The organism is Mycobacterium riyadhense, assembly GCF_963853645.1.
GTDB classification, from domain to species: Bacteria; Actinomycetota; Actinomycetes; order Mycobacteriales; family Mycobacteriaceae; genus Mycobacterium; species Mycobacterium riyadhense.
In genome coordinates, this window is record NZ_OY970456.1 from 4905188 (window position 1) to 4920033 (window position 14846).

4 protein-coding genes and 1 pseudogene are annotated in these 14846 nt (G+C 75.8%); 2 read left to right on the forward strand and 3 right to left on the reverse strand.

Annotated features, from left to right (window positions below; translation table 11 throughout):
* Positions 1-557 precede the first annotated feature (557 nt).
* Both AADZ78_RS21620 and AADZ78_RS21625 read left to right on the forward strand, forming a co-directional pair.
* Positions 558-1067, forward strand: a complete 510-nt coding sequence (locus AADZ78_RS21620; RefSeq protein ID WP_204903339.1) for a hypothetical protein — start codon at positions 558-560, stop codon at positions 1065-1067.
* Positions 1067-7552, forward strand: coding sequence for a PE family protein (locus tag AADZ78_RS21625; protein WP_341343619.1), 6486 nt, complete (start codon positions 1067-1069; stop codon positions 7550-7552). Before AADZ78_RS21620 ends, AADZ78_RS21625 begins: the two co-directional genes overlap by 1 nt.
* Positions 7553-8518: 966 nt before the next feature.
* Here AADZ78_RS21625 and AADZ78_RS21630 read toward each other — a convergent pair.
* From AADZ78_RS21630 to AADZ78_RS21640, 3 genes and pseudogenes are all read right to left on the reverse strand, one after another.
* Positions 8519-8944: a hypothetical protein gene (locus AADZ78_RS21630; RefSeq protein ID WP_085251335.1), complete on the reverse strand. Its 426-nt coding sequence runs from the start codon at positions 8942-8944 to the stop codon at positions 8519-8521.
* A 371-nt stretch (positions 8945-9315) separates the two neighbouring features.
* A pseudogene (locus AADZ78_RS21635) lies at positions 9316-9537 on the reverse strand (hypothetical protein); the annotation flags it as partial.
* 131 nt (positions 9538-9668) lie between these two features.
* Positions 9669-14699, reverse strand: a complete 5031-nt coding sequence (locus AADZ78_RS21640; RefSeq protein ID WP_341343620.1) for a PE family protein — start codon at positions 14697-14699, stop codon at positions 9669-9671.
* Between the last annotated feature and the right edge of the window lie 147 nt (positions 14700-14846).

Below are 14846 nucleotides of genomic sequence, written 5' to 3' on the forward strand. Positions count from 1 at the left end.
ATCCCAGCGCGATACACACACCATTGCCACTCACCATCCGCGGTGTTGACACACGACTAACGCATATCTCGACATGCGTAAACAATAAGAGCGTATTGCCCGATCGCCCCACCCGTCGCGGATTGCGGAATAACAAGGGAAAGTGTTCGACAGTTGATCCGGTAGCCGGTGCCGTTAGTCGTCAGCGCTCAGGGATGGTTTGGCAGCGTGTCGGGCGAGTGCGTGCAGCTAGAGGCTGTTGCCGTCCTGGCCGTTGGCGCCCCGCTTACCGTCCTGGCCGCCTGGTTGGGCGAGGCCGCCGGTGCCGCCGGCCTACCTCTGCCCCGTGCGTAAAGGTTGGGGCTCCCTCAAATGGCCGCAGGCGCCGGCCCAACACACTCGCCAACAGTGCGGAAGCCACAGGGATAATCCCGACCCGGACCCCGAGCGCTGCCCCAACCGGTCAGGACGCTGCCCACGTTCGCCGCCTCTACGGGCTCCTGCCATCCCGTGGCGACAGAACACCATCGCCAACTACCGCCCAACCTCGACATACGTCTTGATAAGCGCATTGACTCGTGTCAATTCGAAGAATCGTATGCCCGACCGGCGCCGGCGGATGGTTGTTGAGTTCTAGCGGCGCGGCCGGCGCGGCGGGCACCGGCGGGACCGGCGGGGTCGGCGGGGTGGGCAGTCAGGGCGCGGATGCCGCCGGTGGTTCGGGGGCTGATGGTGGTACCGGGTTTGCTGGTGGGGCTGGCGGGGTCGGTGGGGTTGGTGGGGCTGGCAGCAACACCGGTGCTGGTGGGATTAACGGTTCGGGCGGGGCCGGCGGTATTGGCGGTACCGGCGGGCAGCGGTCGCCGGGGCTGAAACGGCAGCGTCGGCGGGTAGAGGGCCCGACGAAATTCGAATTGTGTCTTTTGCCTGAAATCGTGACGTGTGGGGCGACGGGCAATATGCTCGTATTGTTTACGTGCGTCAAGGTATGTGTCAGTCGTGCGACGTTAGTCGAGACAGATGTCGAGATGCTCGTCAGTTTTGGTTGGGTCGGTAGGTGGTTGGCGAACGTTTTGGGAGGTCCCTGATGTCGTACGTGGTGGTCGCACCGGAGTTGTTGTCGGCCGCGGCTGGTGATGTGGCCGGTGTGGGATCGGTGCTGAGTAGTGCGGTGGCGGGGGCCGCGCCGGCGACGACGGGCGTGGCCGCTGCCGCAGCTGACGAGGTGTCAGAGGCGATTGCGGCGTTGTTCGGCAGCCACGGGCAGGAGTTTCAGGCGATCAGTGTGCGCGCGGAAGCGTTTCGTCAGCAGTTCGTGGCGGTGTTGAGGGCGGGTTCAGCGATCTATGGTGCCGCGGAGGCGGTCAATGTCGAGCAGGTGTTGTGGAGTGCGGTCAACGCTCCCACCCAGGCGTTGCTGGGCCGGCCGATCATCGGCAATGGCGCCGATGCCGCCACTGCGGGCGGGGCCGGCGGTGATGGCGGGTTGTTGTACGGAAACGGTGGCGCCGGCGCGGCAGGAGCTGCCGGGCAGGCCGGCGGTGCCGGGGGCTCGGCCGGCCTATGGGGCAGCGGCGGTACCGGCGGGGCCGGCGGGGCCGGCGCATCCGGTGGGGCTGGTGGTGCGGGAGGCTGGTTGTTCGGTCGGGGCGGTGTCGGCGGTGTCGGGGGTGTCGGGGGTGGCACGGGTGGGGCTGGCGGTAACGGTGGCTGGATCTGGGGTGGCGGCGGTGACGGCGGCGCCGGCGGGGCCGGTGGCGGCATCGGGGGGGCCGGTGGGCGTGCGGAGTTGTTGTTCGGCGCGGGCGGTAATGGGGGTGCCGGTGGGGCCGGGATCCCGGGCACGCTGGTGATCCCGGGTGGCGGCGGTGGTGCCGGTGGTGTTGGTGGTGCTGGCGGCTTGTTGGCTGGTGGCGGTGCCGGCGGTATCGGTGGCGCGGGTGGTGCCGGTGCGGCTGCTGTGGCGCCGGGCGGGGTCGGTGGTGTGGGCGGGTCCGGCGGTGACGGCGGGGCCGGCGGATCCGGCGCCCTGCTGTTAGGTGCCGGCGGTGCCGGCGGTCTGGGTGGGGCCGGTGGGGCCGGCGGCACCGGCGGGACCGGGGTGAGCGGGGATCTGGCCGGTTTGGGTGGTATCGGCGGCACCGGCGGTGCTGGAGGTGCCGGCGGAAACGCCGGCCACGGTGGGGCCGGCGGGGCACGAGGATTGTTGAGTTTTGATGGTGCCGCGGGGGCGGCGGGTGCGGGCGGGACCGGCGGACAAGGTGGGGATGGCGGGATCGGCAGCCACGGCCTCGACGCCCCGGCCAACACCGGCGAGGTGGGTGGTGCCGGCTTCGCCGGTGGTGCCGGCGGTGTCGGCGGTGCGGGCGGTAGCAGTTTTGCCGGCGGGGTCGGGGGTAGCGGCGGCCTGGGCGGTGCGGGCGGCGCCGGTGGTGTCGGCGGGGCCGGTGGTTCGGGCACCCTGGCGGGTTCGGTCGGCGGCCACGGCGGCACCGGCGGCCAAGGCGGGTTGGCCGGCGCTGGCGGCGCGGCAGGCACCGGCGCCAGCGGCGGTGTGATGGGCAAGGCCGGCGCCGGAGGAATCGGCGGGCAGGGCGGCGCGGGCGGGGCCGGCAGCCAGGGCGTCGACGCGGTCGTGGGCAGTGGTGATCAAGGCGGCACCGGTTTCGCCGGGGGGGCTGGCGGCGACGGCGGTGCGGGCGGTGACGCCGGCCCCGACGGCATCAACGGTTCCGGTGGGCTCGGCGGCGCGGGCGGCGCCGGTGGTATGGGTGGTGCTGGGGCGTCCAGTGACACCGGACTCGCCGGGGCCGGTGGTAGCGGTGGCACCGGTGGGCACGCTGGGGCCGGCGGTAAGGCCGGTACCGGCGGGGCCGGCGGCAGCCTCGGTAGCGCCGGGGTCGGCGGCACCGGTGGTACCGGCGGTGCCGGCGGCGCTGGGGATGGGGGTCTTGATGCCGGCCTGGGTAGCGCCGCGCAGGGCGGCACCGGCGACACCGGCGGTACCGGCGGGGCCGGCGGACAAGGTGGTGGCACCTACGCCGGCGGGATCAACGGCGACGGCGGGTCCGGCGGACGCGGGGGTGTCGGCGGACAGGGCGGCACCGGTGGCTCGGGCACCGTCGCGGGTTCGGCCGGCGGTGTCGGTGGTATCGGTGGTACGGGCGGGACGGCCGGGGCGGGCGGGGCGGCGGGTAGCGGCGGTGTCGGGGGGATCAGCGGTGTGGCTGGTAGCGGTGGTGCTGGAGGGCAGGGCGGCCAGGGCGGGGCCGGCAGCGCCGGGGTTGACGCGGCCGCGGCCACCGGTGCCCAGGGCGGAACGGGATATGCCGGTGGGCAGGGCGGTACCGGCGGCCGAGGTGGGGATGCCGCCCCGGGCGGGGTTAACGGCGACGGCGGTCGGGGTGGGGTTGGTGGTTTCGGCGGCGACGGCGGCACTGGCGGTTCGGGCACCCTGGCCGGCTCGGTCGGTGGGACCGGCGGACACGGCGGCCAAGGTGGTGCGGCGGGCATCGGTGGGGCGGCCGGCGTCGGCGGCAGTGGTGGCAGTGACGGCGGTGTCGGTTGGGGTGGCATCGGTGGTAGCGGTGGCACCGGCGGCGTGGGTAGCGCTGGCGTGGATGGGTTCGCCCACAGTGCCGCCCAAGGCGGTACCGGCTACGCCGGCGGTGCGGGCGGGCAGGGCGGGCAGGGCGGCGACAGCGCACCCGGCGGCTTCAACGGCGCCGGCGGCGCCGGCGGCGTGGGTGGTCAGGGTGGCCACGGCGGTGCCGGTGGCTCAGGCACCCTGGCCGGCTCGGCCGGGGGCACCGGCGGTATCGGTGGCGCCGGCGGGAACTCCGGTGCCGGCGGCGCGGCGGGGACCGGCGGCCTGGGTGGTATCAGCGGGGATTCCGGGGCGGGTGGCATCGGCGGCACCGGCGGCACCGGCGGCGCCGGTAGCGCGGGTATGGATGCTGCGGCGGGCAGCGGCGCCGCGGGCGATACCGGATTCGCCGGGGGTGCGGGCGGACCCGGTGGGCAGGGTGGCCTCGACGTCGGTGGCAACAACGCTGGCGACGGCGGTGTGGGTGGGCGTGGCGGTGTCGGCGGCCTCGGCGGCCACGGTGGCTCCGGGGTGGCGGGTGATGCCACCGCGGCGGGCAGCGACGGCGGTGTCGGTGGGCGGGGTGGCCAGGGCGGGCAAGCCGGCCAGGGCGGTGCCTCCGGCGGTTTGGGCGGTGTCACCGGCGCCACCGGCCAAGGCGGTGACGGTGGACTCGGCGGCACCGGCGGCACCGGCGGCAACGGCGGACACGGCGCCGCGGGTGGCACCGCGGTCAGCGGTGATGGTCTCCAAGGCGGCGCCGGTACCGCCGGCGGGGCTGGCGGCCAAGGCGGTCAAGGCGGCGCCGCGGGCGGGGCCGGCGGCACCGCCGGCAACGGCGGCCAAGGCGGCAACGGCGGCCAAGGCGGCACCGGCGGCACCGGCGGCAACGCAGCCGAGGTCACCGCCCTGGCCGTCGACGGCCACAACGGCGGGGCCGGCGGCGCCGGCGGGAAAGGCGGCGCCGCCGGAGCGGGCGGGGCCTCCGGCGGTAGCGGCGGCAGCACCGGCACGGCAGGCCTCGCCGGTGACGGCGGCACCGGCGGCACCGGCGGCAACGGCAGCGCCGGCCGCAACGGCCACGACGGTGGTCCCTCCTTCGGCCCAGGTGAACAGGGCGGCAAGGGCGGCTACGGCGGACAAGGCGGACAGGGCGGCGCGGCCGGCGGCACCGGCGCTGCGGCCGGTGACGGCGGCCAAGGCGGCAACGGCGCCAACGGCGGCACCGGCGGCAACGCCAGCGCCTCCATATACGCCGCCGGGAACGGCGGGGCCGGTGGCGCCGCCGGGGCCGGCGGGGCATCCGGAGGGAACGGCGGGGCCGCGGGCGAAATGGGCATCGGCGGCAACGGTGGCACCGGCGGCAACGGCGGCAACGGCGGTAGCGGCGCGGGCGGCACCGGCGGGAGCGGCGGCGACGGCGGCTACGGCGGCGGCCACGGCGGCAACGGCGGCAACGGCGGCGCCGGCGGCTTCGGCGACCACACCGTCGCCAGCAACGGCGGCAACGGCGGGGCTGGCGGCGCTGGCGGTGCAGCCAGCGGCCCCGACGCCGTGGCCGGCAACGGCGGACACGGCGGCAACGGCGGCACCGGCGGCAACGGCCTCTTCGGCAGCGACGCCGCCCCGGGCACCGGCGCCCAGGGCGGTACCGGCGCCGCCGGCGGCAAGGGCGGCGGCGGCGGAGTCGGCGGCGCCGCCGGCGGGACCGGCGCCCTGGCCGGCAACGGCGGCAACGGCGGGGTCGGCGGCACCGGCGGTACCGGCGGCAACGGCTCCGCAGGCAGTGGCCTCCTGGCCGGCGGCCACGGCGGAATCGGCGGGGCCGGGGGCGCCGGAGGGGCCGCAGGTGCAGGCGGGGCCACCCCATCCGGCGGCATCCCCGGCTCGGCAGGCAGCGCTGGCGCAGGCGGCAACGGCGGGCTTGGCGGTAACGGCGGGCTCGGCGCCACCGGCGGCAACGGCGCCGCGGGCAGCGGTAATCAGGGTGGCGCCGGCACCGCAGGCGGCAACGGCGGCGCCGGCGGAGTCGGCGGCGCCGCTGGCGGGACCGGCGCCCTGGCCGGCAGCGGCGGCCACGGCGGCAACGGCGGCGCAGGCGGCAACGGCGGCGACGGCGGCAGCGGCGCCGGGGGCACCTCTGTGCTGGCCGGCAGACCAGGCGGACAAGGCGGCAACGGCGGGGCCGGCGGGGTCGCCGGAGCGGGCGGGGCCGCCGGAGGTGCCGGCGGCACCACCGGCGCCGCCGGCACCTCCGGCAACGGCGGCAACGGCGGGCTCGGTGGCAACGGCGGGCTCGGCGGCAACGGCACCATAGGCGGGGCGACCGGGACCGCAGGCGGCAACGGCGGCGCAGGCGGCAACGGCGGCGCCGCCGGCGGCACCGGCGCCCTTGCCGGCAACGGCGGCCACGGCGGCAACGGCGGCACCGGCGGGCTCGGCGGCGCCGGCAGCGCCGGCACCGCGGAAACCGGTAACCACGGTGGGGCCGGGACCGCAGGCGGCAACGGCGGCGCAGGCGGCAACGGCGGCGCCGCCGGCGGCACCGGCGCCCTTGCCGGCAACGGCGGCCACGGCGGCAACGCCGGCAACGGCGGCCAAGGCGGCAGAGGCGGCGACGGCGGCAACATCCTCAACGCCGGCGCAGGTGGCCAAGGCGGGGCCGCCGGCAACGGCGGCATCGGTGGCGCGGCGGGCGGGGCTGGCGCCAGCGGCGGCCACGGCGGTAACGGCGGGGTTGGCGGCACGGGTGGCGCCGGCGGAAACGGCCAGACTCGCACCTTCGCTGGCGCCGCGGGCGGCAGCGGCGCGGCCGGCGGAACCGGCGGAGCCGGCGGCAACGGTAGTGCCGGTGGCGCGGGCAGCGGCGGCGGAGCCGCGGGCGCCATGGGCACCGCCGGCAACGGCGGCCAGGGCGGAGCCGGCGGCAGCGGCGCCCCAGGCTCCAATGGCGCCAATCCCCCCAACCTCTCGGGCTCGATCCACGGTCCCAACGGCACGGTTGGCCAAGACGGTAACCCCGTCGGCGGCAACGGCGGTCCCGGCAGCAACGTCATCTTGGGACCCGCCGGGACGGTCGGCGGCGCCGGCGGCAACGGCGGCACCGGGACGGCCAGCAACAGCGCAATGCCCGTCGGCGGCCAGGGCGGAGCCGGCGGCGACGGCGCCGTCAACGGCAACGGCGGCGCCGGCGGAAACGGCGGCAACGTCCAATATCAAGGTCCCGGAGTCCAATCCGGTCAAGGCGGCCAAGGCGGCAAGGGCGGAAACGGCGGCACCGGCGCCGACGGCGGCCGAGGCGGCGACGGCGGCAGCATCCTCAACGCGAATACGACCGGTGCGGCCGGCCGTGGCGGCAACGGCGGCAACGCCGGTGTCGGCGGCAACGGCGGCGAAGGCGGCAACGGCGGCACGAACGCCACCGGCGGTGCAGCAGACGGCGGCAGGGGCGGCAACGGGGGCGCCGGCGGCAACGCCGCCGGACCCACCAGCGGCGGCGGCAACGGCGGTTCCGGTGGGGCCGGGGGTAACGGTGGGGCCGCCGGTACGGTCGGCAACCTGACCGGTGTCGTCGGCGGCGCCGGCGGCGCGGGCGGGGCCGGGGCCAACGGAGGCATCGGCGCCAGCGGCGGCAATGGTGGCCACGGCGGCACCGGCGGCGACGTCGTCTCCGACTGGGCAGTTAAGAGCGGCAACGGCGGCGACGGCGGCAACGGCGGCAACGGCGCCAACGGTGGCGATGGCGGCGACGGCGGCGCGGGCGGCCACGGCGGCGCAGGCCCCGGCGCCACGGTCGGCGCCGGCGGAGCCGGCGGTGCGGCCGGTACCGGCGGATCCGGCGGTTCGGGTGGCGCGGGCGGGAGGGCCGGCGCCGCCGGTATCGCCATCGGCAGCGGCGGCATCACGCCCGGCAAGGCCGGCGACACCGGCGCGGCGGGCGCCGCCGGCCACACAGGCCTCAACGGAACCGCAGGCGCCCACGGATAGCCACAACTCTGGTTTTGCCGCAGCGGTCCCCTCACCCGCTGAGGCAGCAGTCCGGGCCCGCATCCCGGACCAAAACCAAGGCGCCGGTCCACCACTTCACCCGTGGATGCACCGGCGCCAGCGGCACTCACGACGCGCGGCACCCAGGGCTCCCACACCGCACAAGGCGCCGCCGGCAACGCCGGCACGCACGGGTAGCCAAGAAGTCCGGCCGCCTCAGCGTTTCCCTTGACCCGCGCGCGCTCCCTCCCGTCCGGTCCAACCCTGGGTGGTCCACGGCGTCGTATCCGCGCGGAACTCACCCGAGTTAGTTGAGTCCACATGCGTCTATCGTTCCGAAATCGGCGTCTTTGCGGCCTCGCAAGATTTGACCGATATCGGTTCGGCTATCAGGCAAACCCCTTGCATACAGCTGAGCCGTTGCGGGCTCCGCTCCTCATCAGGGCTTATTCGCCCGCAAGGCCGGCGGTAGCGGCAAACGGCGGGGCCGTCAAAGTTGGCAGAAACGGCGACGACAGTACACCGGAGGGGCTGGCCTCATCCCAGCTCCGGCTTTCCGGGATGCCCGGACCGCCGACCCCCACGGTGCGAGGGCGCCGCCAGCACAGCTCTGCGGACGGGTAGCCACATATCTCCTAGCGGTTCGGTCCCCTGCTGGGCGCCGGTCCGCACCGCACCTTGGCCAAACCCAGGCGGCACTGATCACAGCCCAGCGACCCTTCGAAGGCGGCGCCGGCGGCAATGGCGGCACGGCGCAAGCTGCGGATGCGTATCCTCACCAGGGCAAAGGCGGAAACGGTGGAAGCGGCGGGACCGGTGGCGCAGGCGGAACCGGCGGCGCCATCGAAAGCGGTTTCGGCGGGGCCGGTGGCAACGGCGGGAACGGCGGTAGCGGTGGCAACGGCAGCAAAGCGACCGGCGGGCACGCCAACCGGCAGCCCCGCCGTTACCGCGCGCTGGCCGTGCCTACGGTGCCGGTCGCGCCGCCGTTACCACCGCTACCGCCGGTACCGCCGTTACCGCCATTTTGGGCGTCGAAGCCAAATTCCTGGTGGTGGCCGGCGGCGCCGTTGCCCCTGATACCGGTGGCGCCGTTGCCACCGTGACCACCATTACGGCCGTCACGACCAAAGCCATCCTGGGGGGTGGCGCCGTGCCGGTGGTGCCGCCGGCGCCGCCGCATGCCCCGCCGGCTCCGGCGAGCCCGCCTTTTCCGCCGGTGCCGCCTTGTCCGCCTTGGCCGCCGTTGGTGTTGGTGGTGGTGGTCCCTGAGGTGCCGTTGGCGCCGTTGCCGCCGTGGCCGCCGTTGCGGCCGTTGCCGCCGAGTCCGCCGTCGCCGTCTTGGCCGGTGGCGCCGGCGCCGAACCGCCGCGCAAATAAGACACCTGACACCGCACTGCTCCGGCGCGCTTTCGCGTGGGCCAATAAAGCTAAGGCTCCCGGCCGTCAGCGACGGACCGGGTAGCCAGCCGGGGGTTGCACTCCTGAAGGTCATCGTCGGGGCCGGCGAAATTGGCTCCCGGGTAAGCATCAGCGCTGTATTGGCCGTAAGGGAGCGAATCAACAGAGGGAGATCCTCGCTGATGGGCTCGTCACGGCTGTGAACCCTGCACTACCGCGGGCCAAAAGAGAATTGATGGCCGCCAAATTTAGTCCCACTTGAAATCAAGCAAGTGCTGGCCATCGAGAATGGCTGCCACGAGGGAAATCGCTCGTTGTCGATCGGTCGCAGCATGATGTCGGTCTACCCACCCCTTTGCGAACTACGCCGCGACCGGCGCGTAGGCAGTGGTGCGCTGACGCGCGGGCGTCCGATGCCCTCGGCGACCGCGACCAGTTCAGCAACGGTCTTGGCAGACCTGTATTCGGAGCCCGCCCAGATCGTTGGCGCCGCCGTTGAGCATCACCTGGGTGCGTTCGATGCCTAGCTTCACCCAGCTGGTCTGAACGTGAGAAATCCGGCCGTGCAGCATGATCGCGCTCAAAAGGGGCCGACGCTGCACCATCGCCAACGAACAACCAACTTTCTCACCAACCTCTTGTACCCCAAGGGGCATGATCCGGGCCATTGACCGCGACCAATCCGCACTATGCCCGCGCTGCCGGCAACGGTTGATTAGGCGGCGGAGCCTCCGGACCCGGCAGTGCCGGCCTTGCCGCCATTGCCTCCGCTTCCGCCGGTGATACCGCTGGGACCGACCCCAGCAGATCCCGGGCCTCCCGCGGTCCCGCTGGTACCGGGATGGGCGCCACCATCGCCGGCACCGCCGCCGCCACCACCGCCACCGACACCGCCGACACCGCCGATTCCGCCAATTCCGGTGCCACCGCCATTGCCGCCCTTGCCGCCGGTGCCACCGATCGCCGCCACGCCGCCTGCGCCACCCTTGCCGCCGGTCGCACCCTGGCCGCCGGTGCCGCCGCTCCCGCCGACGCCGCCCGTGCCACCGTCGCCGCCCTTGCCGTTGGCGCCGCCGCCGTTGCCGCCGGTGCCGCCGCTGCCCGCAGCGCCCCCGCTGCCGCCGGTTCCGCCGGCGCTTCCGCCGATACCGCTTCCGCCGACGCCGCCGGTGCCGCCGTTGCCCGCAACGCCTCCGGTGCCTCCCGTACCGCCGCCGCTTCCACCGACGCCGCCGGTACCTCCTGTTCCACCAGCGCCGCCGACACCGCCAGCTCCCGTGCCGCCTCCGCCGACACCGCCGTTGCCGCCAGTGCCCGCGGCACCGCCGGCGCCGCCTGTGTGATCGGTACCAATCAAGCCGGCGGCGCCGTTACCGCCATTGCCGCCCGCGCCACCGTTGCCAGCGACGCCAGAGACGCCACCGGGCTTGCCACCGGTACCGACGGCGCCACCCGCACCACCGTTACCGCCGGCCCCGCCGGTGCCGCCCGCGCCAGCGCCGGCGCCGGTGTCCAGGGTGCCCGAGGTGCCGTTGCCGCCGCTGCCGCCGTTGCCGCCGTTGCCGCCGCTGCCGCTAACGCCGTCCCGGAAGGTGCCGCTGGTGGCGTTGCCGCCTTTGCCGGCTGCGCCGCCATTGCCACCCGCGCCGGCGATGAACCCGTTGCCGCCGTTGCCGCCGTTGCCGCCGTTGCCGCCGCGGCCGCCGTCGCGGCCGTAGAAGGGGTCGAGTTCGCCGTTGCTGCCGTTTCGGCCGTTTCCGCCGTTGCCGCCAGCGCCACCAGTTCCGCCGGCTCCGCCGGTGCCAGCGTTGCCGCCGTTCCCGCCGTCGCCGCCCCATCCGCCGAATTGGCCGTCTACGCCGACCGCGGCCTTGCCGCCGTTCCCGCCTTGGCCGCCGGCCCCGCCGTTGCCGTTGGTGCCGCCAGTACTGGCCGCGCCGCCCGTGCCGCCGGTGCCGCCGGTCCCGCCCCTGCCGCCGGTGCCAATCCCGCCAAGCTTGCTGCCGTCACCGCCTTGACCACCGTGACCGGCGGCGCCGCCGTTACCGCCGGTGCCCGCCGTGCCTACAGTGCCGGTCGCGCCGCCGTTACCACCGTTAGCACCGTTGCCGCCGTTACCGCCGTTACCGCCGCTGTGGGCGAGAGCGCCGTCGCCGCCGGTGCCGCCGGTGCCGCCGGCGCCGCCGTTGCCCCTAATACCGGTGGCGCCGCCGGCATTTCCGCCGGTGCCGCCGGTGCCGCCGTGACCACCATTACCGCCGTCACGACCAAAGCCGTCCTGGGGGGTGAGGCCGTGCCCGCCGTTGCCACCGGCACCGCCGTTGCCACCGTTGCCCACTGTGCCGCCGCTGCCGCCGGCCGCTCCGCCGGTACCGCCGTTACCGCCGTCACCGCCAGCACCGCCATTACCGGCACCACTGCCGGTGTCGGCGTGGCCGTTGCCGCCGTGCCCGCCGTTACCGCCGGTACCGCCGTTGCCGCCGCTGCCCACCGTGCCACCGCTGCCGACCGCACCGGCCACCCCACCGGCACCACCATTGCCGCCGTGACCACCGACACCGCCGGCTTTGTCGGTATCTCCCGCGCCGCCGTAGCCGCCGTTGCCGCCGTGACCACCAGCCCCACCGTTGCCGCTCTTACCGGCCGCACCACCGGCGCTACCACCGGCACCACCGGCACCCCCGTCGCCTGCATTGGCACCGGCCCCACCGTGCACGTTGTCCACGCCATCACCACCGGCACCCCCAGCGCCACCGCTGCCGCCAGCACCCACCGTCGCAGCACTGCCGACCCCGGCCGCGATGCCGCCGGCGCCACCGGCCCCACCGGTACCCCCGGCACCAGCCCCGGCCTGGGCACCGGGCAACACACTGCCGCCATGTCCGCCGTTGCCGCCGTTGCCGCCGTTGCTGCTGGTGCCTGCGATGCCGGTAGCACCGCCCGCGTTGCCACCTTGGCCGCCGCGGCCGCCTTGGCCACCTTGGCCGCCGGTGTGACCGCTGCCAAGCGCGGCGTCGGCGCCTTGTCCGCCGTTACCGGCGGCCCCGGCGCTACCGCCGTTGCCAACGGCGCCGCCGCTGCCGATGCTGCCGGCCGCGCCGCCGCTGCCGCCATTGCCGCCATTGCCGCCAGCACCGCCGTTACCCGCGCCGCTTCCGGTGTCGGCGTGGCCTGAACCGCCGTTGCCGCCGGCGCCACCGTGACCGCCGGCCCCGCCGTTACCGCTGGTGCCAGAGGCGCCGCCGGCGCTACCGCCTTGGCCGCCGTGACCGCCGAGGCCGCCCTGGCCGCCGGCGTGACCGCTGCCAACGGCGGCGTCCGCGCCTTGTCCACCGTTGCCCGCGGTGCCGGCGCTACCGCCGTTGCCGACGGCGCCGCCGCTGCCGATGCTGCCGGCCGCGCCGCCGGTGCCGCCAGTGCCGCCATTGCCGCCAGCACCGCCGTTACCGGCGCCGCTTCCGGTGTCGGCGTGGCCTGAACCGCCGTTGCCGCCGGTACCGCCGTGACCACCGGTCCCACCGCTGCCGCTGGTCCCGGTGGCGCCGCCAGCATTACCGCCGCTACCACCGGCACCACCCGCACCACCGTTACCGCCGGCCACACCGGTGTGGGCCCCGCCATCGAGACCATTACCACCCGCGCCGCCGTTGCCGCCGTGGCCGCCGTTGCCGGCGACCCCCGCTGCGCCGGTGCTGCCGCCGGTGCCGCCGGCTGCGCCGCCGGCTCCGGCGAGCCCGCCTTTCCCGCCGGCGCCGCCTTGTCCGCCTTGTCCGCCTTGTCCGCCGGCGGTGGTGGCGGTGCCCGTGGCGCCCGAGCCGCCGGCCCCGCCGTTGCCGGCGTTGCCGCCGTTGCCGCCGTGGCCGCCGTCGCCGGCGTGAGCGCCGGTGCCGCCGGCCACGCCTCCTTGGCCACCTTGTCCGCCGGCGCCGCCGGCGGCACCGGCACCGCCCTGGGCGCCGGTGCCCGGGGCGGCGTCGGTGCCGTTGCGGCCGGCGCTGCCGTTGCCGCCGGTGCCGCCGGTGCCGCCGTCACCGGCGAGGCCTGCCGTGCCGGTGCTGCCGCCGCTACCGCCGGAGGCCCCGCCCGCTCCGGCGGCGCCGCCTTTCCCGCCGGCGCCGCCGTCCCCGCCGTTGTGGCCGTCGACGGCCAGGGCGGTGACCTCGGCTGCGTTGCCGCCGGTGCCGCCGGTGCCGCCTTGGCCGCCGTTGCCGCCTTGGCCGCCGTTGCCGGCGGTGCCGCCGGCTCCGCCCGCGGCGCCGCCTTGACCGCCTTGGCCGCCAGCCCCGCCGGCGGTACCGGCGCCGCCTTGGAGACCATCACCGCTGACCGCGGTGCCACCCGCGGCGCCGTGTCCGCCGTTGCCGCCGGTGCCGCCGGTGCCGCCGAGTCCACCGTCACCGCCTTGGCCGGTGGCGCCGGTGACACCGCCCAAACCGCCGGAGGCACCGCCCTGGCCGGCTTGCCCGCCCTGGCCACCCCGCCCACCGACACCGCCGTTGCTGCCCGCCGCGGTGGCATCACCCGCCACCCCGGAGCCACCGTGGCCACCCAGGCCGCCGACACCGCCACGCCCACCCACACCGCCGTCGCCAGCGTTGTTGCCACCGACGTCGAGGCCACCTTGCCCACCGGGTCCGCCCGCACCCCCGGCAAATCCGGTACCGCCCGCGGCGCCGCTGCCCGCCGCAGCATCCATACCCGCGCTACCGGCGCCACCGGTGCCACCGACCCCGCCGATGCCACCCGCCCCGGAATCCCCGCTGATACCACCCAGGCCGCCGGTCCCCGCCGCGCCGCCGGCACCGGAGTTCCCGCCGGCGCCACCGGTACCGCCGGTGCCCCCGGCCGAGCCGGCCAGCGTGCCTGAGCCACCGGCACCGCCGTGGCCACCCTGACCACCCACGCCGCCGGCGCCGCCGGCGCCGTTGAAGCCGCCGGGTGCGCTGTCGCCGCCCTGCCCGCCCTGCCCCCCCGCACCGCCGGCGTAGCCGGTAAGGGCCCCGGCCCCACCGGCACCCCCACTACCGCCCGCGCCGAACAACAACTCCGCACGCCCACCAGCCCCACCAGTACCCCCACCAAAACCGCCCGCACCGCCGTCACCGCCGCCACCCCAGATCCAGCCACCGTTACCGCCAGCCCCACCCGTGCCACCCCCGACACCCCCGACACCGCCGACACCGCCCCGACCGAACAACCAGCCGCCGGCGCCCCCCGTCCCGCCAGCGGCTCCGCTCCCGCCGGCGCCCCCCGCCCCGCCGCTGCCCCATAGGCCGGCCGAGCCCCCGGCACCGCCGGCCTGCCCGGCAGCTCCTGCCGCGCCGGCGCCACCGTTTCCGTACAACAACCCGCCATCACCGCCGGCCCCGCCCGCAGTGGCGGCATCGGCGCCATTGCCGATGATCGGCCGGCCCAGCAACGCCTGGGTGGGAGCGTTGACCGCGCTCCACAACACCTGCTCGGCGTTGACCGCCTCCGCGGCTCCGTAGGTCGCTGAGCCAGCCCTCAACGCCGCCACGAACTGCTGACGAAACGCTTCCGCGCGGGCACTGATCGCCTGAAACTCCTGCCCGTGGCTGCCGAACAACGCCGCAATCGCCTCTGACACCTCGTCAGCTGCGGCAGCGGCCACGCCCGTCGTCGCCGGCGCGGCCCCCGCCACCGCACTACTCAGCACCGATCCCACACCGGCCACATCACCAGCCGCGGCCGACAACAACTCCGGTGCGACCACCACGTACGACATCAGGGACCTCCCAAAACGTTCGCCAACCACCTACCGACCCAACCAAAACTGACGAGCATCTCGACATCTGTCTCGACTAACGTCGCACGACTGACACATACCTTGACGCACGTAAACAATACGAGCATATTGCCCGTCGCCCCACAC

What these genes read in the sequence shown, in the direction of transcription:
- AADZ78_RS21625 (WP_341343619.1), top strand. Translation starts at nt 1,067, where the DNA reads ATGTCGTACGTGGTGGTCGCACCGGAGTTGTTGTCGGCCGCGGCTGGT.
- AADZ78_RS21640 (WP_341343620.1), bottom strand. Translation starts at nt 14,699, where the DNA reads ATGTCGTACGTGGTGGTCGCACCGGAGTTGTTGTCGGCCGCGGCTGGT.